Raw genomic sequence first — 24763 nt, forward strand, 5'->3', positions numbered from 1 at the left:
GAAGCAATCTGCCCCGGCCCAGGCCGTGCCACCGCCCGCCCAGCAGGAAGCCCCCGCCCTCAAGCAGATCGCGCTGACCGAGAAGCAGATCCAGGGCGTGCTAGCGGCGCAGAAGGACGTCGACGCCATCACCGACAAGATTCCAGACAACGCCAAGCCGGATCCGAAAGTCGACGCGCAGCTCGACGCCGTCGCCAAGAAGAACGGCTTTGCCAGCTACGACGAATACAACGCCGTCGTCGACAATATCAGTCTGGTGCTCGGCGGCTTCGATCCCGCGACGAAGAAGTTCGTTGGCGCCGAGGCCGTGCTCAAGGCGCAGATTGCCCAGATCCAGGCCGACAAGAAGATGTCGGCCAAGGACAAGAAGGAAGCGCTTGCCGACCTCAATGAGGCGCTGAAGTCGCCGCCGCCGGCGATCGAGAACAAGGGCAATATCGATCTCGTCGCGAAATATTACGATAAGCTCGCCGAAGCGCTCGGCGAGAGCGAGGAATAGAACTCGCGAACGTATCCCTCAACGAAGAAGCCCCGGAGAAAATCTCCGGGGCTTCTTTTCTTGTCGTCGAGCGCCTCGCCTCAGGTGCGCGTGCGCATCCGCATCATGAAGCTGTCGTAGCTCAGCTCAGCGACCTGATTCCACGCCAGCGATTCATTCCGGAATGCCGACAGGCTCGTATACATCTTGTTGAAGTGCGGATTGCTCTTGGAGAGATCTGCGTAGATGCCGTTGGCGGCATTGTAGCAGGCCTCAAGCACCTCCTGCGGGAACGGCCGCAGGATCGCGCCGGCGGCGAGCAGTCGCTTCAGCGCCGGCGGATTGACGTAGTCGTATTTGCCGGTGACCCAGGTGAACGTATCGTAGGACGCGGTCTCGATCGCGGCCTGATAGTGCTTCGGCAGGGCGTTGAACTTCTCGATGTTCATGATGTTGTGGCCCTGGCCGGTGCCTTCCCACCAGCCCGGATAGTAGTAGTACTTCGCGACCTTCACGAAGCCGAGCTTTTCATCGTCATAGGGGCCGACCCACTCGGCGGCGTCGATGGTGCCTTTCTCGAGCGCCGGATAGATGTCGCCGCCCGCGATCTGCTGCGGCACGCCGCCGACCTTGGCAATGATGGTGCCGGCGAAACCGCCGACGCGGAATTTCAATCCCTTGAAATCCTCCATCGACTTGATCTCTTTCCGGAACCAGCCGCCCATCTGGGCGCCGGTCGAACCGGTCGGCACGCCGACGCAGTTATATTCCTTCAGAAGGTCGTTGAGCATGTCCATGCCGCCGCCGAAGCGCAGCCAGGAAATGTGCGAGCGCGTGTTGAGGCCGAACGGCAGCGATGTGCCGAAGGTGAAGGCCGGGTTCTTGCCCCAGTAATAATAGAGCGCGGTGTTGCCCATCTCGACGGTGCCGTTCGAGACCGCGTCGAGCACCTGCAGGCCGGGCACGATTTCGCCGGCGGCGAAGGCCTGGATCTGGAATTTGTTGTCGGTGATTTCGGCGACGCGCTTGGCGAAATATTCGCAGCCGCCATACAGCGTATCGAGTGCTTTCGGCCAGCTCGCCGTATATCGCCACTTTATCTCGGGATTGGATTGCGCAATCGCTGGCGCGGCGACCGCACTCGCGGCGAGACCGACGCCGCCAACTTTCAAGAAATCACGACGTTTCATTGGTATGTTTCCCCTCTATTATTTGCCGGCTGACCAACGGATGACGATCTCCTGTCGTCTTCTCTGTTACCGGTGGGCGGCAGCGGGCTGTTGTTTAGGAATGTCGGCCCTGAAACCAAGGCTCTTGGTTTTCGATGCAATCAATTTCCCGGCTTTGTGGACCTGCCGGCAGGATGACGAATTAGTGATTGATAATCAAGGCTTCTGGTTCGGCCGCACTGCGAAGGTTTGCCTGAATACTGAGCGTCGTCCGACGAAAGGCTAAGACGGGAGCAATAGCCGGGCGCGGCGGAAATGCCGCATTGCAGTAATTCCGCCGCACGAGCGCGTTCACGATCGCTCTCCCGCCATATAATTTGAGCGTGCCAGCACAAGGCGATCGAAATTCAAACCACAGCATCTGAATGATGGCGCATTGTGCCATCATCGTCGTCCGGAGAAGGCCGCTTCCATCGCGCGGCGCGTCCTGATCGTCTCGTTATCGGCATCAACCTCGACGTCGCTCCAGCGCACCACCGCGCCGTGGGCGACGTCGTTCTTCAGCTTGACGCGATGGGCAAGGCCGATCGGCAGCGCGCCGGCCGCAAGGCTCTTCGCCGCGGGCATCAGCTTGCCCCACACGGTATAGCCGCCTTCGCCGTCGAGCATCTCGCCGGCGCGCAGATTGCGCTTGGCGACGGCCGGGACATCGCCGCGAAAATCTTGCGGCTGTCCGGTCGGCTCGCTGCGCAGCGCGGCCGACAGGATCGAGATATTCAACTCGAGGCCGATCAGGTGATACGGCTTGTACATCGCCGCATAACGGCCCGAAGCATCGGTTTTCAGCCCATACTGTTTGAAGCAATCGGCCGCGTAATCATTCGGCGCTTCCAGCACGACATAGACGCCCCAGCGCAAATCCCTGAACACGGGTCGGCCATCGCGCTCCAGCGAGGAGACGACCTCCGCAAGGCCTGCCTTTTCCAGCACGCCGCCCTTGTCGCGCGGCCGCATCACATGCGGCAGATCGTCGACGCCGCACGGCGGAAACGATAGGCCATCCGACGGCACGTCGAGTCCGCATGCGTTGGCAATCGCTGCCATTTCAATCGCGGATTTGGTGCCGTCCAGAAACGAATTGAACATCTGCGGGTTCATGCCGGCCGATTGCGCTTCTCCAGCTGTCAAACCGTAATGGCTCCAGACGCCGTCCGGCGTCACGTCGTGATAGGCGGGCAGGTATTTTGTGCCCTTGCCGGCGGCGACGACACGAAAGCCGGTGGCGCGCGCCCAGTCGACCATCTCGGCGGTGAGCGCCGGCTGGTCGCCATAGGCCAGCGAATAGACCACGCCGGCCTTGCGCGCTTCTTGCGCCAATAGCGGGCCGGCCAGCACGTCGGCCTCGACATTGACCATGACGACATGCTTGCCGGCCGCAATCGCCGCGCGCGCATGCTTGATGCCGACCGCGGGATTGCCGGTGGCTTCGACAACGACATCCATCGCGCCGCCGGCTATCGCCCGCGCGCCGTCGTCGGTGAAGGCGGTTCGCGCGATCAGCGCCTGGTCCCAGCCGACGGTTCGGCAGGCTTCGCGCGCACGATCGCGGTCGAGGTCGACGATGACGGATACTTCCAGTCCCGGCGTATGCGGCACCTGCGACAGGAACATCGAGCCGAACTTGCCGGCGCCGATCAGCGCGACGCGAACCGGTTTGCCGGCCACATGGCGGGCGGAGAGGAGGCGGTGAAGGTTCATGGAAGTGATCCAGTTATCGTGTCCCGGACGCGGTACAGCGTGAAACGCTGCTCCGCAGAGCCGGGACCCATGAGAGGTGCGAGTGGAGTGGGCCCCGGCTCTGCAGCGCGCCGCTTCGCGCCGCGCAGCGTCCGGGGCACGAGAAACTTACTCCGCCGCCTCGCGGTGCGCCCGCGCCAGCCGCAGCAGCGCATCATCGTCCACCGGCTCGATCGGAGTGAAATCGCGATGGGCGATGTATTCCGGTCGCGTCGGGGTGCGGATGTAGTTCGAGACCGCATTTAGCGTCAGATACACGATCTTGCGCGGGTAGGGCGTGATGTTGCCGCTCGATCCGTGCACGAGGTTGCCGTGGAACATCAGCATGCCGCCGGCCTTGCCGGTCGGCGCGACGATGCCGCCTTCCTTGACGAGGCGCGTGACGGTCTCCTCATCCAGTGTCCACAGCGGGTAGGAGGTGGTTTCCAGATCGTGCGAGGCCTTGAGGTCGCCGGCGTGCTGGCTCTTCGGCACCAGCATCAGGGGACCGTTGATTGGCATCACCTCGTCCAGGAAGATCGCGATGTTCATCGCGCGCGGCAGCGGCATGCCGTCATCGCGCTTCCAGGTGCCGTAATCCTGATGCCATTGCCAGACGTCACCGGTGAAGGCGGCCTTGGCGTTGATCTTGAACTGATGCATGTAGAGCTTTTCGCCAAAAATCTGCTCGATCGGCTCGATCATGCGCGGATGCGCGCCGAGAACGCCGAACGCCTCGTTATAGAGATGGGCGGCAAAGGCGGTGCGCGGCGCGCCGCTCTTCTCGCGCCACACCTCGGGGCGATCAGCGTCGTAGATGCTGACGGCCTCGCGTGCCAGATAATCCACCTCTTCCTGGCTGAACAGCTCGGGCAGGAACAGCCAGCCTTCGCGATTGAAGAATTCGATCTGCTGTGGCGTCAGTTTCATGGCGTTCTCTCCTGTTGATTTTTTGTTTTCTCTCCCCTCGTGGTGAGGAGCGCGCCTTCGCGCGTCTCGAACCATGAGGCCCGGGCCCATCCTTCGAGACGCCGCTTCGCGGCTCCTCAGGATGAGGACTTGCTAGTCGCTACGCCGCCCTATCAACCGCTCTCAATCTCTCCTCAGTCATGCGTCCCGCCGTCTGCGCATGCGCCAGCGCCGCGGCTTCCGCGGCTCCCGCGTTGCCGGCAAGGATCTCCGTCGCGATCTTTTCGTGCTCGCTCCACGCGCGTTCGCGGTAATCGAGCTCGGCGAGCACCGTCGCCATCGAGCGGCGCATGTGCGGCCATTGCGGCGCAATCATTTCCTCGATCGCGGGATTGCCGGCGAGCCGATAGATCGCGCTGTGAAAATCGACGTCGAGCGCGATCAGCCGCGCCAGCGGCGTGTCCTTGCGGATAGTCCGCCCCGCGTCCAGCGCCGCCTCGAGCTGCGTGCGTCCTTTTGCATCGGTCCTGACGCGCCCTGCCGCGAGCCTGGCCGCCAGCGCATCAATGGCGCCGCGCACTTCGTAGAGCTGGCGGATGCGCTCGGGATCGAGCCGGGTGACCTCAAAACCGCGGCGGCCGCTTTCGGCGACCAGCCCCTGCCGGTGCAGCAGATGCAGCGCATGGGACACCGGCTGGCGCGAGACGCCGAGCCGTTCCGCAAGTTCGTTCTGCCGGATGCGGTGACCGGGGGGCAGCGTCCGGTCCGTGATCGCCTCGAGGATCCGGGCATAGACCTGGTCGATCAGGTTCGGGAGCGGATCCAGGGGGATCATGCCGGCCATCCTATTTGGAATACGGAATTCCGAATTCGAAGTTAGCGAGCACCCTGGCTTGAGTCAAGCCTATCGGCAGGGTGGTGCCGCGCGCTAAACACACCAGGCTCGGCCGATTGCCGGACGGTCGCTTTTGTTGCTCTGTTTCCCGATCATGGCCATCACACTTGAAAATCTGTCCATGCTGCGTCCGACCATCCGCAAGCGGATTATCGGCATCGCGCTGGGCTTGATTTTCCTGATGGCGATCACGTCGGTTTTGTCGACGGTGATGACGCGAAAGATCGCCCATCAGCTCGACGAGCTCAGCTCCAAATATGTCGAGGCTTACGGCCACTTGGCGCGGATGAACGTCCGGTCGCTGGAGCAGGCGCTGGCGCTGCGCCGTATGGTGATCGCCAAGATGCAGACGCCGCCCGACGAGGCCGGCTTTGTCGAGCGGCAGAAGCTCTATGAGGCGAAGGGGGACGAGGTCGAGAAGGAGGCGCAAGCGGCCCGCGCCTTGATCAACGCGATCATCGACGACACCTCCACCGTCTCGGACAATGCCCGGCTGGGCCGGATTGACGATCAGATCGAAAACGTCAGCACCGATCTTCGCCGCTACCTGGCCGAGGAATATCAGCGTCTGTTGTCCGTGGTGGCGGCTGGCCAGTTTGCTGAAGCCCGGGCCAGCCTTGCGCGATCCGACACGCTGCGCGATCAATTCACGCAAAAGGTGGAAAACATCCGCAAGGAGATGATGGCGCAGGTCCGCAGCGATGCCGAAGCGACGATGCGCGACCAAAAGACCGCCATCGCGATTTCCGTGGTGCTGACGGTGCTGGCGTCCATCCTGGGACTGTTGTTTGCGATGTTCGTCTCTATCGGCATCACGCGGCCCGTGCGACGGCTTCTGGAAGGCACGCGGGCGGTGGAGGCCGGCAAGCTCGACGGGTCGATCGACGTCACGACGCGCGACGAAATCGGCCAGCTCACCGCCGCCTTCAACAAGATGGTCGAGCAGTTGCGCCACAAGGAGCGGCTGCGCGAGACGTTTGGGCGCTATGTCGATCCCCGCGTCGTGGAAGGACTGATCGACCCGAAGTCGTTGGCCGCTAGTAGCGGCGAGCGGCGCGTGATGACAGTGCTGTTCTGCGACATGAAAGGTTTTACCAGCCTCAGCGAGGGCATGACGCCGCAGGGCCTGGTCAAGGTGATGAACCACTATCTCTCGACGATGTCGGGGCCGATCCGCGGCCATCGCGGCATCATCGACAAATATATCGGCGACGCCATCATGGCCTATTGGGGCCCTCCCTTCACCGAAGACAGCGAGCAGGCACGCCTGGCGTGTCTTGCCGCCGTCGAGATGGCGGATCGCGGCACGGCGCTGCGCACCGAGTTGCCCGAACTGATCGGCGTGCGCACCGTGCCGAGCGATTGCGAGGTGCGCATCGGCATTGCGACGGGCGAGGTGCTGGTCGGCAGCATCGGCTCGGAATTCATGATGAGCTACACGGTGATGGGCGACGCGGTGAATCTCGCCTCACGCCTGGAGAACGCCAACAAGATCTACGGCAGCCATTCGCTGGCCTCAGAAGCGGCGATCATGGCGGCCGGCGATGCGGTCGAAGCGCGCGAGGTCGATCGTGTGATCGTGGTCGGCCAGACCCATCCCGAAACGGTGTTCGAGATCATCGGCCGCACCGGCGAGTTGACCGAGCAGCAGCTTGAGCTGCAGGCGCGGTATGCCGAAGGCCTTGCCGCCTACCGGGCACGGCGCTGGGACGATGCGCATCGGGCCTTCCTGGCGGCGCTTGAAGCCGTTCCCGGCGATGGTCCGTCGAAGGCGATGGCCGAACGGGTCGAGAATTTCAGGGCCAATCCGCCGCCCGCCGATTGGGATGGCGCCTGGCGCCTCGATCAGAAGTAGCTGGCTGCGCTTACACCGCGAGGAACGCCAGCACGATTTCACAGTATTTCTGCGGCGCTTGCACGAACATCGTGTGTGTGGTGCCCGCGATCATCTCGACGCGCGATCCGTTCACGTTAGCCGCCAGCGCATGCAGTACCTTTGGCGGTGAGCCCTTGGTGTTGGCGCCGCCGATGAACAGCGTGGGCGTCCTGATTGCTTCCGCATCTGCCTTGGAGAAGGGCGGGCGGTGGTCGCGCATCTGCCCGATCACCGTCGTGGCGTTGTCGCGGAGGAGCTGCTTGGGCATCGCGGGCAGGCGCTTCCAGGCGCCCGGTCCTTCCAGTGCATCATGGAAAACCGCCAGGCCACCGTCGATGTCGCCCTTGGCGATCAACTCTGCGGATGCTGCGATCATGCCGGCCAGCGGCGAGGGGCCAGGCTCGTAGCTGGGATCGAGCGTAGCATCTAGTTCTCCGCCGGGCTCGGCCAGGATCAGCTTGCGCAGCAAATCCGGCCGCCGCTGTGCGACGCGAAAGCAGATGTGGCCTCCGCGGGAATGGCCCATTAAATCGACCGGTCCGGTATCCAGCTTCTCAATGAAGCCGATCACGTCGTCGATGTGCTGCGCGATCGAATAGGTGTCACCGACCCCGTCCCAGTGCTCGGGGAAGAAATGCCGCAGCGACGGTGCGATCACGCGGTGTCGGCGGGTCAGCGGCCCCAGCACCGAGGACCAGATCCGGAAATCGCACAGCGAGCCATGCACGCAGATCAGGGGCGGGCCGCCATCGGCGCTCTTCCCGATATCGAGATAGGCCATGTCATAGCCGTTGACGTGAAAGGTTTGCATGGCGATCTCGTGCGGGATGAAAGGGTGGGCCATTGAACGGCGCCGGAGAGGGCCCCAGATCAGCGGAAGTTGTTCATGCCGTCAAGTTCCCCCGGGATTCGGGTGGATAGCAATAATCTCCAAGCCTAGATTTAGGCTCAAGAGGAAGCTGGGTGGCAGTGAACAGGAGATGATGGAGCCAGCCATGACCGTGCAGCATTTTGCGATATTCGATACCGCGATCGGCCGCTGCGGCGTCGTGTGGGGCGAGCGCGGCATTACCTCGGTGCAATTGCCGATGGGCGACGAGAAGAAGACCCGTACCCGCCTGCAGCAGCGCCATGGCGATCTGATCGAGGCAGAGCCGCCCGCGAAGGTGCAGGCTGCGATCGATGGAATGGTCGAGCTGCTCGCGGGCAAGCCGAACGACCTCACTGAGGTCGTGCTCGACCTCGACGATGTTCCTGAATTCAACCGCGGCGTCTACGACATCGCGCGCACCATTCCGCCGGGCAAAACCATGACCTATGGCGATATCGCCAAGAAGCTCGGTGGCGTCGAGCTGTCGCGCGACGTCGGCCAGGCGCTGGGCCGCAACCCCTGTCCGATCGTGGTGCCGTGTCACCGCGTGCTGGCGGCGGGCAACAAGCCGGGCGGCTTCTCCGCCAATGGCGGCGTGGTAACGAAGCTGAAGATGCTGGCGATCGAAGGCGCGATCGTGAACCACACGCCGAGCCTGTTCGATTGATGGCGTCGGTTCTGATGCATCAGAACCGACGCTTCTTGTTTTGACGCGTTTTCTTCATGCGAACCGGTATCCACTTCGCTCGAAAACGCTATGGGCTTACTTGCCCTTGAAATTGGGCGTGCGCTTTTCGTTGAAGGCCAGCACGCCCTCGCGGCGATCTTCCGTCGGCACCATGCGGTTATAGGCCTCGATCTCGAGCGCGAGGCCGTCGCGCAGCGATAGTTGCAGGCCGCGATGGATCGAGAGCTTCGCTTGACGGACGGAGATCGGCGCGTTGCGGGCGATGCGCGCGGCGGTCGCCAGCGCCGCGGGCAGTAATTCCGGCAGCGGGAATACCTCGTTCACAAGGCCCCATTCGCGCGCTTCCGTTGATGTGAACGGCTTGCCGGTCAGGATCAACTCCTTGGCGCGGCGTTCGCCGACCGCGCGGGGCAGGGTCTGCGTGCCGCCACCGCCCGGCATGATGCCGAGCGTGACCTCGTTCAGTGCGAAGCGCGCGCTTTCGGCGGCGTAGAGGAAATCGCAACAGCCAGCGATCTCGCAGCCGCCGCCATAGGCCGCGCCATTGACGGCGCCGATGATCGGGACCGGGCAATCGATCAGCGACCGCACCATGCGCTCGAAGATGACATGCTGGCGCGTCCACGCCTCGTCGCTCATGCCGCGCCGTTCCTTCAGGTCGCCGCCGGCACAGAACGCCTTGTCGCCGGTGCCGGTCAGCACGATGCAGCGCAGGCTTTGCGGATCGAGCGCGGTATCTTCGAAATACCGCACGAGATCGCGCCCCATCTGGGTGTTGAGCGCGTTGGAAGCGTCAGGCCGATTGAGCCGGACGACCATCACGTGCTGATCGACCGGTTCGAGCGACAGCGTCTCGAACGTGTTCATATCGCCTCGCAGGAGAAGCCGTTACCCTTGCGCCGGATCTTTCCAACTGAGGGTGAGGGGAAATGCGCGGTGCAGCACAGCGTGTCGGTGTCGCAGTAGCGCTCCAGGAAGCTGCGCCGCGTCTTCGCCGCCTGCGCCTGATCCACGTCGAACTTCACCGACATCTCCGGATAACGCGTCTGCAGCGGCGAATGCATCAGATCGCCGGAGAACACGGCGTCATCCTTAGCCCGGCCGAAGGTAAAGGCGGCGTGGCCCGGCGTATGTCCCGGGGTCGGCAGGATGCGGGTGTGGTCGCCGATCGAAAAATCGCTGCCCACGATCTCGGCCTGCTTCGCCTCGACGATCGGCAGCACGCTGTCGCCAAACGGCGGCACCGGCGTTTTGGCGTGTGTCTCGGTCCAGTAGTCGAACTCGGTCTTTTCAAACACGTAGCGCGCTTTTGGAAAAGTCGGTACCCAGCGGCCGTTGTCGAGCCGCGTATTCCAGCCGACATGATCGACATGCAGATGCGTGCACATGACGTAGTCGATATCGCCGACTGAAATCCCTGCGGCGCCCAATGCGCGCGCGTAGGTATCGTCGGTCTTCATGTTCCATTTCGGCCGCTGCGGGCGCGGTTTGTCGTTGCCGATGCAGCTATCGATCAGGATGGTGTGATGCGGCGTCTTCACCACATAGGACTGGAAGCACAGGATCAGCACGTCCTTGTCGTCGAGTGCGCCGGCCTTCTGCATCCAGGCGCGGTTTTCGGCAAGCACTTCCGGCGTCAGGCTCGGCAACATTTCCAGCGCCGGCAGGAAGGTGGTCTCCTGCTCGATGATACGATGAATGGTGAGGTCGCCGACGGTGAATTTGAGGCTCATGTTGTTTCCCGGCTGAATGAAGCGCGGCAGTCAGGCCGAGGCGCCGCAATGCTACCCTCGCGCATGCTGCCGTCTCCGTTGTTGCCTTACGCCGGCGGCGGTACCGAGATTTTCACCGACGGACGTTCCATCATCTTCTGATGGAATGCGTCGAGTTTTGGGAAGGCCTTGCGCCAGCCGCAATCGGCAAAACGGAAATCGGCATAGCCGAGCACGCAAACAAGGCCGATCTGGGCGATATTGAACGGGCCGGACAATACGTCGGGCTTGTTCTCGAACCGCGCCATGCCGGTCCAGGCACGATTCCAGTGATCGTCCGACCACGCCTTCCAGCGCAGCGGCTCCGGCCGCACCATGCCCTCGTAGCGGCACAGCAGCATGGAATCCAGCATGCCTTGCAACAGCGAGTGGTCGCTCTTTACTTTCCAGCGCTCGGGACCGGAGGTCGGGATCAGCTTGCCGCCGCCGGCGAGCTCATCGAGATATTCGACGATGACGTAAGAATCCAGAATCACATCGCCATTGTCGAGGATCAGCACCGGCAGCTTCTTCAGCGGCGTGATCTTGGAATATTCCTCGTTGGGCTGCGCCGGCGCGACGGTCGCGGGCGTGAGCTCGATCTTGTCGATCAAGCCGGTCTCGATCGCGGCGATGCGGACTTTTCGGGCGAACGGCGAGGCGGGGGAGAAGGTCAGTTTCATGTTGTCCTCGGAGGCTTCTTCTTGTTTTGTAAGGTCATGACAACCACTCAGACGTCATCATCCGCGAAAGCGGATGATCCAGTACGCCGCGGCGGTTCGGTTTCTCACGAAGGCCGCGGCGTACTGGATACCCGCCTTCGCGGGTATGACAGCTAGGCCGCGATGATTTCCTGGCGCTGCTCGCCGAGGCCGTCGATGCCGAGCGTGACCACGTCGCCGACATTGAGGAACGTCGGCGGCTTCATGCCGAGACCGACGCCGGGCGGGGTGCCCGTCGTGACGATGTCGCCGGGCAGCAGCGTCATGAACTGCGAGACATAGGAAATGCACTTCGCCATCGAGAAGATCATGGTCGAGGTGTTGCCGGTCTGGCGGCGCTGGCCGTTGACGTCGAGCCACATGCCGAGCTTCTGCACGTCAGCGATTTCGTCCTTGGTCACCAGCCACGGGCCGACCGGGCCGAACGTGTCGTGCGACTTGCCTTTGGTCCACTGGCCGCCGCGCTCCTGCTGAAAGTTGCGTTCGGAGACGTCGTTGCAGACGCAATAGCCGGCGATATGATTCAGCGCATCGGCTTCCGAGACATATTTGGCGCGGGTCCCGATGATGGCGGCGATCTCGACTTCCCAGTCGAGCTTGGTCGAGCCGCGCGGCTTTTCGACGGCGTCGTTCGGGCCCGACAGCGAGGTGTTGGCCTTGATGAAGAAGATCGGCTCGCTCGGAATCGGCGATCCCGTCTCCTTGGCGTGGTCGCTGTAGTTCAGGCCGATCGCGACGAATTTCGAGATGCCGGTGACCGGCGCGCCGAAGCGCTGCTTGCCATCGACGGCGGGAAGCTTGGAGGTATCCAGAGCGGCCAGCTTGGCCAGGGAGGCCGGCGAATAGGCCTCGCCGTCGAGGTCCTTCAGTTGGGCCGAAAGGTCGCGCAACTGGCCGGATTTATCGATCAGGCCGGGCTTTTCCGCACCCTTGGCGCCGTAACGAACGAGCTTCATTTTATCACTCCCTGCGGGGTTATCAGACTTGTTGGTGGTATACCTCGGCACGCTTATTGGAACAGCGGGGCAGGAAATTCAACTGCCGAAAGCGCAGGGTAGGTGGGCGAGGACGCGAAGCGCCGTGCCAAGCCCCGGCGCTACATGCCAAACCCTCATCCTGAGGAGGCCGCGCAGCGGCCGCTCGAAGGATGAAGGCACGTCTGTGGCCTCATGGTTCGAGACGCGCGAAGACGCGCTCCTCACCATGAGGGACGACCCTTTACCCCAGCGCGACGAACCTGAACGCGTCGCCATCGCGCCTGATATGGCCGGCGCTGAAGTGCCCGCCGATCACCAGCGTCGGCGTATCGGCAAAGCGCGAAAATAGCTCGCGGCGGGTCTTGGCCGATTGCCTGGGATCGGAATCCGCGGTCGATGACCAATCCAGATGGACCATCTGGCAGGGGTGATGGGCCGCGTCCCCCGCCAGCAGGGCTTCCTCGCCGCCGGACCTGATATGGACGCTCATATGGCCCGGGCTGTGGCCGGGGGTCGGGATCAAGGTGATTTCGTCCGCGAGCCTTTCATCGCTGGCGACGAGATCGGCCTTGCCGGCATCGGCGATCGGCTGCACGGAATCGGCGAACACGGCGCGCCGATCCGGCGCATCGCTATGGTCGCGCCAGTATTCGTATTCGGTCCTGCCGAACACGTAACGGGCATTGGCAAAGGTCGGCACCCATTTGCCGCCGACGAGCTTCGTGTTCCAGCCGACATGATCGACATGCAGGTGCGTGCACAGCACAGTGTCGATGCTATCGGGCGGGAAGCCGGCCGCCGTCAGCTTTTCCAGGAACGGATCGCTCCGGTTGTTCCAAGTCGGCACGTTGCGGCCCTGCTTGTCGTTGCCCAGGCCGGTGTCGACGATGATCCGGCGCGAGGTCGTTTCGACGACGAGCGAATGGATCGACATTTTCAGCCGGCCTTCCGCGGTTGCAAAGTGCGGAATGAGCCAGGGCAGCTTCTGGATTTCTTCATTGGTCGCGAGCGGCAGGATGAAGCGCGTGCTGCCGACGGTCTCGGTTTCCACGATCTGCGTGATCTTGACCCTGCCCACGGTCCACTGCATCGGCGCTTCCCTCGCTTCTGTTCGTTCCAACAAGGATGCGGGTTTCCGTGTTCCGGCGCAATGGATCATCTGCTGGTGTTCGGCGTTATCGCATGGCCCGTATGAGGAACATGCGATGCCAGAACTTATGATTTCACCCGAAAAGGTCGGCTTTCTGATCGAGAAGGCCCGGCAGTTCGACGTCAAGGAAGCGGCATCCGATCCGGACTCCGGATCCAACGCCAGCGATGACGACATGATCGATGTGCTCGCGGATGACGGGCGCGATCCCGTCGCGCGCGAGATCGCCGGCTTTATCGGTGCGCTGAGCGAGGACGAGCAGATCGACCTCGTCGCGCTGATGCGGCTCGGCCGCGGCGACGGAACCATCGAGGAATGGAAGGATCTGCGGCAGCAGGCCGCGGAAGGGCGCAGCGGTCCTCCCACGCGCTATCTCCTCGGCGAGCCGATGCTTGGCGATCTTCTGGCCGAAGGGCTCGACGAGTTTGGCCTCTCGTGGACGGAGGCGCGGACCACGCCGGTCCAGTGATTATCGGGCGCAGTCCACGATCACGGTGCCGAGCTTGTCGCCTTTCTCCACCGCCAGATGCGCCTGCGCGGTATCGGAAAGCGCGAACTGCCCTGCGACGTTGTGGATGCGCGGGCCGGCCGCCAGCCATTTCGTGATGTCCGTCTGTGCTGCCGCCAACAGCGGACGGGGTAGCGCGAACAGCACCAGCGCGCGTATCGCGATGCATTTTTCCATCAGCTCGCGCGCCGGGACGACCGGCGTGCGGTTGCCATTGGTGGCGTAGAACGCGATGGTCGAGTTCATCCCCATCAGCCTCATCGTGGTCTCGATATTGCCCCCGAAATCGACATCGACGACACGATCGACGCCGCGCTGAGCGGTGAAGGCCATGGCCTTCGCGACGACGTCCTCCGTCTTGTAGTTGACGACGAGGTCGGCGCCGGCGAGCCGCGCCTGTTCGCCCTTGGCGGCCGAACTCACGGTTGCAATCACCTTGGCGCCGCCCCATTTGGCGAGCTGCACCGCATAGTGCCCGACAGCGCCGGCGCCGCCGGTGACGAGCACGGTCTGCCCGACGATCGGCCCGTCGCAATAAAGACAGCACCACGCCGTCATGGCGGGAATGCCGAGCGTCGCGCCTTCGGCGAACGACAGATTGTCCGGCAGCGGCGTCACCAGATGTTCGGCAAGCGCGATATATTCGGCCGCGGTGCCGAAGGCGCGGCCGTTGCGCTGGCCGTTGAACAGCCAGACCCGCTGGCCGAGCTTCAGCCGCGTGACGCCGTCGCCGACCTGGTCGATGATCCCGGCGCCGTCGCTGTTTGGAATAACGCGCGGATATTCCATTGGCCGGTAGCCGCCGCCGCGGCGGCCGACATCGGCGGGATTGACGCCAGACGCCTCCAGCCGCACCCGCACCTCGCCGGGGCCGGCGACCGGCGTTGGCATCTCGCCATGGACCAGCACTTCGGGCGCTGGCCCCGTTCGTTCGTACCAGACCGCTTTCATTTGGGCGCTCCTTAGAGCGTGCCCGGGAAGGCGCCGCCGTCGAGCAGGATGTTCTGGCCGGTGATGAAGCCGGCCTTGGCGCCGCACAGGAAGGCGCAGGCATAGCCGAACTCGTCCGGATCGCCGAAGCGACCGGCCGGATTTTGCTTGGCGCGCTCGGCGAACACCTGGTCCGCGGTGATACCGCGCTTCTCGGCTTCGGCTTTCCCCACGCCGCGCAGGCGGTCGGTGTCGAACGGCCCCGGCAGTAGCGCATTGATGGTGACGTTGCTGATCACGGTCTTGCGCGACAGGCCAGCGATAAAACCGGTGAGGCCGGCGCGGGCGCCGTTGGAAAGCCCGAGGATGTCGATCGGCGCCTTCACCGCGGCGGAGGTGATGTTGACGATGCGGCCGAATTTTCGCGCCATCATGCCGTCCACCGTCGCTTTGATCAGCTCGATCGGCGTCAGCATGTTGGCGTCGATCGCCTTGATCCAGTCGTCGCGGGTCCAGTTGCGGAAATCGCCGGGCGGCGGGCCACCGGCATTGTTCACCAGAATGTCCGGCTCGGGGCAGGCCTTCAGCACGGCCTCACGGCCGGCTGGCGTAGTGATGTCGCCTGCCACTTCCGTGACGGTCACGCCGGGATTGGCCTTGCGGATTTCATCGGCGGTCTTTTTCAGCGCCTCCGCGCCGCGTGCGGTCAGCGTGACATGCACGCCTTCATTGGCCAGCGCGATGGCGCAGGCGCGCCCGAGGCCCTTGCTCGATGCACAGACGATGGCATGGCGGCCTTTGATCCCAAGATCCACTGTTTCTCTCCCGTTATGTCAGACGATTTTTGAAAGGTGATGCGAGCACTCTAGCCAAGTCGGACGGCCGTGATAAGGGAGCGGCTACCGCCGAAACGCATATCTGGGAAGCCACACCGATTATATGTGCCGGTCTTTCTTCAGGCGGTCGATCGCAGCTATGAGATCGGGCGGTAAGGACCTGACACCCAATTGCCCCGCGGTCGATAGCAGCGGTCGCAACCGCGAACCGGCCATAAACGCCGGCTGCTGGTTTGCCGGCAGAAGCTGGTCGAACATCAGCACAAGCGTGATCGCGATCAGGCCGACGCGCACAGCGCCAAGCACGGCGCCGCCAACGCGGTCCATCACACTGGCTTCCGGCCCGATCGCGTCGTCGAGGACCGTGCGCGCTATCTTTCCGAGCACCATGCCAACGATGATAAAGGCTCCGAAGAACAGCAGCGGATTCTGCACAAACGGCAAAGCAAGCCTATCGCCGATCTGCGGCGATAATTGCGCCACCAATCCCACGGCAATCGGCATCGCGATGAGATAGGCAAGAATCGTGATGGCACTGCGCAATAGCCCGGTACTGAAACCGGTGACCACGGCAATCGTCAGGCCGGCATAGACGACGGCGTCGAAACTGTTCATTGGAAGCATCCCACCGGGATCATGATACCGATGCTTCGTCAATGAATAGGATCGGCGATCGCTAAAATCGTCTGTATCAAGCTAGCCGGCCTGTATGCCCATCAACGTCATTGCGACCCGTTGGCTCCTCGCAATGACGGAGAAGACAGCCCTAATCAACCCGCCCGCAGCTCCGCCTTGATCATATCCGCGGCCTTTTCCCCGATCATGATCGTCGGCGCGTTGGTGTTGCCGCCGATCAGCGTCGGCATGATCGAGGCATCGACCACGCGGAGCCCCTCGACGCCGTACACTTTCAGCTTCGGATCGACCACGGCCATCGGATCATTGACGCCCATCTTCGCGGTGCCGACCGGGTGATAGACGGTGTCGACACGCGCGCGCAGCAGGCTCCTTATATCGTCATCGCTGTGCACGCCTTCGGTGAACATCTCCTTCTTCTGCAACGCGCGCAGCGCCGGTGTCTCCATCAGCCGCCGCGTGGTCTTGAAGCCCGCGACCATGGTTTCAAGATCATTCTCCTCGCCGAAGAAATTCGGATCGATCAAAGGCGGGGCATGCGGATCGGCACTTGCCAGCGCAACGCTACCGCGGCTCTTCGGCCGCAGCAGGCAGACATGGCAGGAAAAGCCGGTGCCGCGATGGCGCTTGCGGCCGTGATCGTCCGCCATCGCCATGCCGAAATGCAGTTGGATGTCGGGAATCTCGAGATCGGGCCGCGTCTTCAGGAAGCCGCCGCATTCGGCGAAGTTCGATGTCATCGGTCCCCTGCGCTCGCGGCGATATTGGCGGATCGCCCGCAAGAGGCGCGGCAGGGCTTTCAGCGAAATGCCGTTGAAGTGGGGATTGTCCGACATGTAGCCGAACACGAAATCCGGATGATCCTGCAGGTTCTGCCCGACCCCGGGCGCATGGTGCACGGCGGCGATGCCGTGCTTGGCGAGCGCGGCGCTGTCGCCGATGCCGGAGAGCATCAGGAGCTGCGGGGTCTGGAACGCACCGGCAGCGAGGATCACCTCGCGCCGGGCGCGAATCTGCCTGAGCTCCTTGCCTTGCCGGTACTCGACGCCGACCGCGCGCTTGCCGTCGAACAGGATGCGGGTGGCGTGGGCGTGGGTCTCGACGCGCAAATTGGCACGGCCATCCATATGCGGGTGGATGTAGGCGCGGGCGGCGCTGCAGCGTTCGCCATTCTTCTGCGTCAGTTGATAGATGCCTAGGCCTTCGTGATCGTCGGCGTTGAAATCCTCGCGCAGGCGAAACTGCGCCTCCTGCGCCGCCTGCAGGAAGATCTGCTGCACCGGATTGCCGGTGCGCGACTTGTTGACGGCGAGCGGGCCGTCCTTGCCGTGATACTCGCCATCGAAATCGGAATTGTTCTCGGCGCGCTTGAAATAGGGCAGCACGTCGGCGAATGACCAGCCGGTGTTGCCGAGCGCGGCCCATTGATCGTAATCGGTGCGGTGGCCGCGGATATAGACCATCGCATTGATGGCGGAGGAGCCGCCGAGCCCCTTGCCGCGCGGCTGATAGCCGATGCGGCCGTTGAGGCCGTTTTGCGGCACGGTGTTGAAGGCCCAGTTGTTGACATTGCCGGCGACCATCAGCACGAGTGCGAAAGGCGTCGTGACCACCCAATTGTCGTTCCGCCCGCCAGCGTCGAGCAGCGCCACGGACGTCTTCGGATCTTCCGACAGCCGCCCCGCCACCGTGCAGCCGCCGGAGCCGCCGCCGACAACCACGAAATCGAAAATATCCGCCACTGGCGTCCCCCTGCTTTTTGTTCTGCTGCGCCGTTCCGGCAGCTCTTTGGGACGCAAAACTCCGCTTTTGCGGCGTTTCTGGCAAGAGCGGTTCCAGGGGGCGGTTTTGACGCTGCAACCCCTCGTTTTTGCTGTCATAAAATCTGCAAAAGCGGATCATTGCCCCTTTCCAAAGCGAGGGGACGTTGATACATACCCCTCGCACCCGATGGCTTTGCCCGGGTCGCCTTCTCAGGAAGCCTCCGGACGGGATCGATCGGCGCGAAGACGCGTTGGCCGGTTTCACGCCGGTCCGGTTTTTCGAAGGCGTTGCAACGGTTTAACGCGGGGTGGAGCAGCCCGGTAGCTCGTCAGGCTCATAACCTGAAGGTCATAGGTTCAAATCCTATCCCCGCAACCAACAATACCGAAACTCCCGTAGCTGACGCTGCGGGAGTTTTCGTTTCTGGTGGACTTTCAGCGGCTCTGACGGGCCATCCCGCGCAAGATCGTATCGAAGCCGTACAGCGTCGCATGCTTGTACGGCATCGGCGAATTCTCGGTGGCGGGCAGCGAGCCGGCGCGCGGGGTATCTACCCAAGGCGTCCGGGACCATTTCCCGTAGTCGAACGTTAGTGTCTTGAGAGAACGGCCACTGGCGAAGCCGTTTCGGGGGGCGACGCACTAGCTGGAGACGATCATGCCAGAGCGAAGAACAGTGCAGAAGGCGAGGCGAGACAAACGCGCGGGCAAATCACCAACCACTCAGGCGGGCGAGTTTGTGCATGAGGAAATTCGCAAGGTCCGCCGCGGCCAGCATGGCGCGAGATCGCCACAGCAGGCGATTGCAATCGGCCTGTCCAAGGCGCGGCGTGCGGGCGTTCGGCTCCGTCCGCCAGCAAAAGGCAAGGCCAAGGCAAGAACCCGCAAGAGCGCCGAATACGCCTATGAGGCGGGCCAGGGCAAGCGAAAGACCCGACGCCGGCCGCGCGTTTCACGTGCTGTATCGCGGGCCCTCAAGCGTGAACCACGCAGCACGGTGTCGCGTGCAGCGCTGTCGAAACAAGCACGAAGCGCCGCCTCGCGTCGCTCGGCCTCGGCCCGCTCAGCGACGGCTCGCAAGGCCGCGAAGACCAAAAGCCCGGCGCAGCGCTCTGCGGCCGCCAAAAAGGCCGCCCGGACCAGAGCGCGTCGTCGGCGATAGCGCGGCAAGTTCGAGCTCGCGGACGTCGCGCGCTCGGCGCCTTGCAGTCAGGTTCGTAGGGCGTCGTGGCACTTCCTTGAAGGCCTTACGTACAAGATCATTTTTGCAGCTATCACAATGGCGAGAAGAACACGGTCACGGAAAAGCAACGTCGTCAGGACCCGGCTCCCGAGGCAGTCTCAGAATGCACAAAGGAATTACGAGCGCTACGTGGAGTTGGCTCGCGCCGAAGCGCTGAAGGGCGATCTGATCGCAGCGGAAAACTATCTTCAGCACGCCGAGCATTATTTGCGGTCGATGCACGATGAGGCGCATGGCGGGCGGCATTCGTCGCAGCAGGCAATTTCGCCCAAGCACGGGCTAAGACACAGGCCGCCAGGAGCGGCGTAGGCCCGCGCATGGACCGCGATGTCCTGGTCGGCAATCGGCGCGGTCGGAACCAATGTCGCTCGCGTGGAGTTTTTCGTTGTGAGCGGCTGTTAATGCGAACGAATTCGCAAGCCGTTTGCCCCACAAGGGGCGGCTCATTACGAGGAGCCTGGCCGTGATCAAGGATATTGTCGTCAACTTGGCGACCGGCAGCTCGCGCGATCCTGCAACAGCGTACGCGATATCCGTCGCCAGGATGTTCGACGCCCAGGTTGCAGGCGTCGCAATGTGCTATTCCTCGGTGATTTTGGCCGCCGGCATGGAGGCCGTTCCGGCCGACTTTGTCGAGTCGCTGCGCGAAGAGAGCGCCAGGGTGGCAAACGAGGCTATCGGAAGATTCAAGCAGTCGGCGGCGCAGGCTGGTTTTTCCGCCGAAGCGCAGATGGTCGAGACCAGTGTTGAAGGAAGCCAAAGGACATTTGGCCACATTGCGCGGACATTCGACCTTGCAATCGTTGCACAGACCGACCCTGAAACGACGAACGCCACGGGCCTTGACGCCGAAGCAGCGATGTTTGAATCCGGACGGCCTGTCATCGTCGTACCCAGCATCCAAAAGGACGGCATCAAGCTCGGCTGCATTGTCGTCTGCTGGGATGGAAGCCGCACCGCCGCGCGGGCGCTCGCGGACGCCATGCCGTTTCTGCAGCGCGCGAAGTCGATCGAGGTAATCAACGTAGGCGATGGCCGTCGGGAAGCCGAACAATCGCTTGCGGCCGCCGGCAGGCACCTGGCGCGCCACGGCTTGAATGCCAGCACCAAAGCTCTTGTCGCCGATAGGACCGGTGTCGCAAACGTAATCCTGTCGCACGCGGCAGATCGGTCGGCCGACCTTATCGTAATGGGCGGCTACGGCCATTCGCGGCTACGCGAGTTCATCCTCGGGGGCGTGACGCGTGGCATTCTCGACACGATGACCGTTCCGGTGTTGATGTCGCACTGAGGGCCGAACGGCATTCGCGTTATCACGTTTTGGCAGGTGTAGACACCGATGGCCGAGACCAGAACCGCCAACAAGCGACTCGATCAGCGCCGGGTCGCGCCCGAAGGGCTCTTCCGGCGACCGCGGCTGTACCTGGTTGGCGAGGCACCTGGCGCCGAAGAAGCTGAGCAGCGCCGGCCGTTTGTCGGGCCGGCGGGCTCCGCGTTGCGCAAGCTGCTCGAGCAGGCTGGGATCGACCTCAGGCAGTTGCGGTTGGCCAACGCGATTCCGTTTCGGCCGATCGAATACACGAACGAATCCAGGCTGCGCAATCGGGCACCAACGATCGAGGAAATCGATCGTTACGGTGCCGCGGTGCTGATGGACATCCGCCGCTCCAAGCCGTGCGTCGTCGTTGCGCTCGGCAGCACGGCTGCACGGCTATTCAGGGCATCGCGTTCGATTCGAGCGTCGCGCAAGGCACGGCTCCAATTTGACGGCCGTCCCCTGCAAATCACATTTCACCCCGCTTACGTCCGCCGCTTCGGCGGGGCGAACGGCGACGGTTGGCGTAAGATGGTCGCTGACCTGCGCCGAGCCTGGAAAGCTTCGGCAATGCACTCAAATGGTGCGCAAAGCAGGCAGCCCGAGGGTTCGAAAGCTGTTTAGCTGCGTTCGATTGCATCCCGGCTTGAGGCCGTCGAGCCGAGGACTATTTGTTGTTGCACCGAGTGCAGGCCAGCGACATCTGGATCGTGCCTGTTGATCGCGACCTAGTGCACGGTGCGACGCTGCGAAGTTCCCGCACCGGAACTTGGCAGGCGATCATTCAGCGTATGAAGCACGGGAAAAATCGACGGCTAACACGCTGCGATCTTAAGCTGAACGTTAATCCCTCGCGCTATCCGTCGAACGGGAACGGAGGCGCAGCGTGGCAAATCTCTTCGACGTACAAGGCTTCGGCGCATTGTCCGAATGGAACGGACAATTTTCCAGCGCCTCGGCCAAGCAGGCATTTCAATCGATTGCATCGCTCGGTTCGAATTCTATCGAGCTGACGGCGCGGATCTGGACCGAGAGTGGAACTTCCAACGCGGTCTTTGCCGAACCGAGCAAGACCGAGAGTGACGCCAGCCTGCTGGCGGGCTTTCAAGCCGCGCATGATGCAGGCCTGTCCGTGCTCTTCAAGGCGGCGCTCTCGGCATTGAATGGTACCAGGGTGTCGAGCCTGACGCCATCGGATGTCGCGGCCTTCTTCGCCTCCTACAAGGCGGAGATCGTCCATCTCGCCGCTGTCGCACAGGCTGCGGGCGTCGAGACGTTCGCGATCGGCAACGAGATGAGCAGCCTGTCCGGCGCGGCGTATCGCTCCTATTGGGTCGATCTCATCGCTGGTGTCCGCGAGGTCTATCATGGCGAACTGACCTATGCTGCAGCGACCGACGAAGCCATCCATGTCAGCTTCTGGGACCAGCTCGATACCATCGGCGTCAACACCTATCCGCCGCTAACGGCCAGCACCACGCCGACCGTGCAGGACCTGGTCGAGGCCTGGACCTCCGTTCCGTTCAATCCCTATTACGCGGCGGCATTCGACTACAAATCGCCGGTCGACTTTCTTCATTCGCTCGCGCTTCGATACGACAAGCCGCTGTTGATGACGGAGGTCGGCTATCGCAGCGTCGACGGCACCACGATCGCGCCGGGGTCGTGGACCGGCAGCGGCACGGCTGACGTGATGGAGCAGGCGGATGCTTATAATGCCTTCTTCCAGGTCTGGTCCGCCCATGGCGGCAGCTGGCTGAAGGGCGCCGAGCTCTGGCAGTGGGATCTCAGCAACAAATATTCGAGCACCGGCTATTCGGTGATGGGAAAACCGGCCGAGACAATCGTCTCGCAGTATTTCCACGGCGGCGGCCTCGTGCCCGATCTCGCCATGACGGGATCGCCGGTTGCCGACATCATTGATCTCGGCCGGGGCAACGACACCGTCAGCGCTGGTCTCGGCGATGACATCGTTCGCGGCGGCGCCGGCGACGACGTGATTGTGGGCGGGCCGGCAGTTGCCGGAAAATTGGCCGTCACGACCGTCACCTTGGTCGGCTATGGCTCGGTGGTTGGAGGCGTCGGCGCGCAGGCGCAGGTTATCGTCAACGGCAAGCCGGTATCCGGATTGCTGGAATTCAAGCCGGCGACCGACCCCTCGGGCTACCAGACCTTCACGGTGAGCTTCGCAAACCCTGAAATCATCAGCAGCATCGATATCTCGCTGGCGAACGCTACGCCGGGCCGGGCGCTCCACATCAAGGATTTTCTGATCAACGGCGTTGCCGTCGCCCCCGGCGATGCCGCCAATGCAAGCTCACCGGGCACGTTCGATCTTTACGTCCGCAACATTCACGTCGATACCGCCAATCATCAGGACTGGTTCCTTGGCGCATCGACGGACAATGATGTGATCGATGGCGGTGCGGGCAACGATCTCATCACCGGCGGCATTGGCGACGATATCATCGATGGCGGGGAGGGGATCGACACGGCCATCTTCACCAGCAATGTCCGCGACTATGACATTGCGAACGTCGATGGCCGGATCATGGTGCATGACCGAACCGCCGGACGTGACGGCAGCGACCATTTCGCGAATCTGGAGTTTCTGCGGTTTGCGGATGTCACAATCGACACCCGCGATCTGGCAGTCCGGTCCAGCGGCATGCCTCGGGCACTGGCGATCGACGATGCCGGCAAGGCCCCCGACCAATCGCTTCGCCATGACGACGGGCCGGCTCTCTCTTCGTTTGCGATCGCCAACGCAGCCGCCGAGCCGTTGGCGACCGGCGCCGGCCGCGATGCATTTATATTCCGCGAGATACCCGGGCACGGCGCGGCGAGTGATCTCAGGATCGAATCCACGATCACTGCCGACGACGCGCATCCGCCTGGTCATATCGCAGCACATGAGGCCGTCATCGACCCTGGTCATGATGCGTCTATCGTCGTCAGCTTCCTGACGTCAGATCATCTGCTCTTCACCTGACGTGCAAGAGGCGCCCGACATCGGCGCTGGCTGGGCGGCGCGGACCCGGCCGGCTGGAACGCATGCCGAGAAATCCTGAAATTTGTTCGAAACAGTATGGCTGGTTCGGGCGTTGGGTCTTCGTGTGCCTTCAGGGGGGCATCCGGCGGCAACTGCCCGCGACGTCCAAATTACCACCAGCCGAATTGTTCCACCCCGCATCGTTGCGCTGTCACCGCATCCGAAATAGCATCAATCGCGAACCGGAAGGGGCAGGGCAGAAATGACATACGAGGTCCTTCTTTGCAGCTTTCTGCCGTCGATCATTCGGTAGCGAATACGGAACCTGCGCATTGGAAAAAGTGTCTTCGCTGTCCCCGCTGTTCGTCCCCGCTGCGGAACGCGTGGTCGCGGCCATCCTGCTCCAATCGCACTTGCGATTACAGCAAGACAGGGTTCCCAATGGCCGGCACGCAGCCAGTTCTGATCGATTTCGCTGCCAGCATTTTTGAGCGTGGATTATATGAGTCCGAGAACGGCTCGGCGTTGCAGCGGGATATCGGCCGCCGTTCCCTTGGCTCGCGGCTGCATCGCCTTACCTTCGGCGGCAATCCGGTGGCGGTTTCCAACTGCGCGAAATTCATCGACCGGCTGAAACGCGAGTCGCGGCGGCCGGTCGTGCTGGTGATCGGTGGCGGAACGATCGGGCTGGGCGCGGAAGAACTTTATCGCGACGATTCCATCGAGCTGGTCGGTACGGATGTCTACGCCTCGCCGCACACCGTGCTGGTTGCCGATGCCCACCGGCTGCCGTTCGAAGACGGCGTGTTCGACGGCGTTTGGGTGCAGGCGGTGCTGGAACACGTGCTCGAGCCGGCAGCAGTCGTTGCCGAATTGCATCGGGTGCTCCGGCTGGAAGGTCTGGTCTATGCCGAGACGCCGTTCATGCAGCAGGTGCACGAACAGGCCTATGACTTCTCGCGCTTCACGCAGAGCGGCCACCGATGGCTGTTCAGGCGATTTTCCGAGATTGAGGCGGGGGCGGTCGGCGGCGCCGGGGTGGCGCTGGCGTGGTCGATCCGCTATTTCTCGCGCGCGCTCGGCGCGGGCAACAAGCTGTCGCGCCTGATCGTGCTGCCGTTCTTCTGGATCAGGTATCTCGATGTGCTCGGCCGCGGCCGGGCTGCCGCGGATGCCGCCAGCGGTTTCTTCTTCCTCGGTCGCCGTTCCGAGCAGGCAATGGACCCGCACGCCATGCCCGAATATTACAATCGGCAAAAGTAAAGGCCTGCGCGGCGC

The 24763-nt window shown here is 62.9% G+C and carries 23 protein-coding genes and 1 tRNA gene (1 of these 24 cut by a window edge); 10 read left to right on the forward strand and 14 right to left on the reverse strand.

The annotated features are described in order from the left end of the window. Window positions 1–499, forward strand: the 3' portion of a protein-coding gene (locus tag QA643_RS04830) for a hypothetical protein (RefSeq protein WP_283032062.1). The gene continues 113 nt to the left of window position 1, outside the view; 499 of the gene's 612 nt are visible here — the last part of the coding sequence; its start codon lies off the left edge, out of view; its stop codon occupies window positions 497–499. Window positions 500–579: 80 nt separating this feature from the next. Here the strand turns inward: QA643_RS04830 and QA643_RS04835 are convergent, their stop codons facing one another. From QA643_RS04835 to QA643_RS04850, 4 genes are all read right to left on the reverse strand, one after another. Then, window positions 580–1668, reverse strand: a complete 1089-nt coding sequence (locus QA643_RS04835) for a twin-arginine translocation signal domain-containing protein (RefSeq protein WP_283032063.1) — start codon at window positions 1666–1668, stop codon at window positions 580–582. A 423-nt stretch (window positions 1669–2091) separates the two neighbouring features. Beyond that, window positions 2092–3405 carry a Gfo/Idh/MocA family oxidoreductase gene (locus tag QA643_RS04840; RefSeq protein ID WP_283032064.1) on the reverse strand — a complete coding sequence of 438 codons (1314 nt, stop codon included), beginning with the start codon at window positions 3403–3405 and terminating at the stop codon, window positions 2092–2094. A 147-nt stretch (window positions 3406–3552) separates the two neighbouring features. Beyond that, window positions 3553–4353, reverse strand: coding sequence for a phytanoyl-CoA dioxygenase family protein (locus tag QA643_RS04845; RefSeq protein ID WP_283032065.1), 801 nt, complete (start codon window positions 4351–4353; stop codon window positions 3553–3555). Between the two features lie 139 nt (window positions 4354–4492). After that, entirely contained in the window at window positions 4493–5167 is a 675-nt protein-coding gene (locus QA643_RS04850) for a GntR family transcriptional regulator (protein WP_283032066.1), read from the reverse strand. A gap of 181 nt (window positions 5168–5348) precedes the next feature. Between QA643_RS04850 and QA643_RS04855 the strand changes: the two genes are divergently transcribed. Further along, entirely contained in the window at window positions 5349–7082 is a 1734-nt protein-coding gene (locus tag QA643_RS04855) for an adenylate/guanylate cyclase domain-containing protein (RefSeq protein WP_283032067.1), read from the forward strand. A gap of 10 nt (window positions 7083–7092) precedes the next feature. Here the strand turns inward: QA643_RS04855 and QA643_RS04860 are convergent, their stop codons facing one another. Then, the gene (locus tag QA643_RS04860) at window positions 7093–7914 is read right to left on the reverse strand and encodes an alpha/beta hydrolase (RefSeq protein ID WP_283032068.1); all 822 of its coding nucleotides are present in this window, start codon (window positions 7912–7914) and stop codon (window positions 7093–7095) included. 184 nt (window positions 7915–8098) lie between these two features. Between QA643_RS04860 and QA643_RS04865 the strand changes: the two genes are divergently transcribed. Beyond that, on the forward strand, window positions 8099–8641 hold the full coding sequence (locus tag QA643_RS04865) for a methylated-DNA--[protein]-cysteine S-methyltransferase (RefSeq protein WP_283032069.1): 543 nt from the start codon (window positions 8099–8101) through the stop codon (window positions 8639–8641). Window positions 8642–8737: 96 nt separating this feature from the next. On the opposite strand, the gene QA643_RS04870 is transcribed toward QA643_RS04865, so the two are convergent. The 5 genes from QA643_RS04870 to QA643_RS04890 form a co-directional block, all read right to left on the reverse strand. Then, on the reverse strand, window positions 8738–9529 hold the full coding sequence (locus tag QA643_RS04870; RefSeq protein ID WP_283032070.1) for an enoyl-CoA hydratase-related protein: 792 nt from the start codon (window positions 9527–9529) through the stop codon (window positions 8738–8740). After that, a complete protein-coding gene (locus QA643_RS04875; RefSeq protein ID WP_283032071.1) occupies window positions 9526–10395 on the reverse strand; it encodes an MBL fold metallo-hydrolase in 870 nt (289 codons plus the stop codon). Before QA643_RS04875 ends, QA643_RS04870 begins: the two co-directional genes overlap by 4 nt. Window positions 10396–10481: 86 nt before the next feature. After that, the gene (locus tag QA643_RS04880; RefSeq protein WP_283032072.1) at window positions 10482–11096 is read right to left on the reverse strand and encodes a glutathione S-transferase family protein; all 615 of its coding nucleotides are present in this window, start codon (window positions 11094–11096) and stop codon (window positions 10482–10484) included. Window positions 11097–11248: 152 nt separating this feature from the next. Continuing rightward, window positions 11249–12091: a fumarylacetoacetate hydrolase family protein gene (locus tag QA643_RS04885; protein ID WP_283032073.1), complete on the reverse strand. Its 843-nt coding sequence runs from the start codon at window positions 12089–12091 to the stop codon at window positions 11249–11251. Window positions 12092–12353: 262 nt separating this feature from the next. Further along, entirely contained in the window at window positions 12354–13202 is an 849-nt protein-coding gene (locus QA643_RS04890; protein WP_283032074.1) for an MBL fold metallo-hydrolase, read from the reverse strand. 115 nt (window positions 13203–13317) lie between these two features. On the opposite strand from QA643_RS04890, the gene QA643_RS04895 reads away from it, so the two are divergent. After that, window positions 13318–13731, forward strand: coding sequence for a DUF3775 domain-containing protein (locus QA643_RS04895; RefSeq protein WP_283032075.1), 414 nt, complete (start codon window positions 13318–13320; stop codon window positions 13729–13731). On the opposite strand, the gene QA643_RS04900 is transcribed toward QA643_RS04895, so the two are convergent. The 4 genes from QA643_RS04900 to QA643_RS04915 form a co-directional block, all read right to left on the reverse strand. Further along, complete coding sequence (locus QA643_RS04900) at window positions 13732–14721, reverse strand: NADPH:quinone reductase (RefSeq protein ID WP_283032076.1); 990 nt, start codon at window positions 14719–14721, stop codon at window positions 13732–13734. An 11-nt stretch (window positions 14722–14732) separates the two neighbouring features. Continuing rightward, window positions 14733–15515, reverse strand: a complete 783-nt coding sequence (locus QA643_RS04905) for an SDR family oxidoreductase (protein ID WP_283032077.1) — start codon at window positions 15513–15515, stop codon at window positions 14733–14735. A 120-nt stretch (window positions 15516–15635) separates the two neighbouring features. After that, window positions 15636–16151: a CvpA family protein gene (locus QA643_RS04910; protein WP_283032078.1), complete on the reverse strand. Its 516-nt coding sequence runs from the start codon at window positions 16149–16151 to the stop codon at window positions 15636–15638. A gap of 155 nt (window positions 16152–16306) precedes the next feature. Next, complete coding sequence (locus tag QA643_RS04915; RefSeq protein ID WP_283032079.1) at window positions 16307–17914, reverse strand: choline dehydrogenase; 1608 nt, start codon at window positions 17912–17914, stop codon at window positions 16307–16309. A 323-nt stretch (window positions 17915–18237) separates the two neighbouring features. Between QA643_RS04915 and QA643_RS04920 the strand changes: the two genes are divergently transcribed. From QA643_RS04920 to QA643_RS04945, 6 genes are all read left to right on the forward strand, one after another. Further along, window positions 18238–18314 (forward strand) — tRNA-Met (locus QA643_RS04920). Between the two features lie 900 nt (window positions 18315–19214). Then, the gene (locus tag QA643_RS04925; protein ID WP_283032080.1) at window positions 19215–19487 is read left to right on the forward strand and encodes a DUF4167 domain-containing protein; all 273 of its coding nucleotides are present in this window, start codon (window positions 19215–19217) and stop codon (window positions 19485–19487) included. Window positions 19488–19641: 154 nt separating this feature from the next. Beyond that, window positions 19642–20469, forward strand: a complete 828-nt coding sequence (locus tag QA643_RS04930) for a universal stress protein (RefSeq protein ID WP_283032081.1) — start codon at window positions 19642–19644, stop codon at window positions 20467–20469. Between the two features lie 48 nt (window positions 20470–20517). Continuing rightward, window positions 20518–21117 (forward strand): uracil-DNA glycosylase, encoded by a 600-nt coding sequence (locus QA643_RS04935; protein ID WP_283032082.1) that lies wholly within the window; start codon window positions 20518–20520, stop codon window positions 21115–21117. Window positions 21118–21379: 262 nt separating this feature from the next. Then, window positions 21380–23485, forward strand: coding sequence for a calcium-binding protein (locus QA643_RS04940; protein ID WP_283032083.1), 2106 nt, complete (start codon window positions 21380–21382; stop codon window positions 23483–23485). Window positions 23486–23926: 441 nt separating this feature from the next. After that, window positions 23927–24748: a class I SAM-dependent methyltransferase gene (locus tag QA643_RS04945; RefSeq protein ID WP_283032084.1), complete on the forward strand. Its 822-nt coding sequence runs from the start codon at window positions 23927–23929 to the stop codon at window positions 24746–24748. The last annotated feature ends 15 nt before the right edge of the window (window positions 24749–24763 follow it).

The sequence above is a fragment of the Bradyrhizobium sp. CB3481 genome, from assembly GCF_029714305.1.
GTDB lineage: Bacteria > Pseudomonadota > Alphaproteobacteria > Rhizobiales > Xanthobacteraceae > Bradyrhizobium.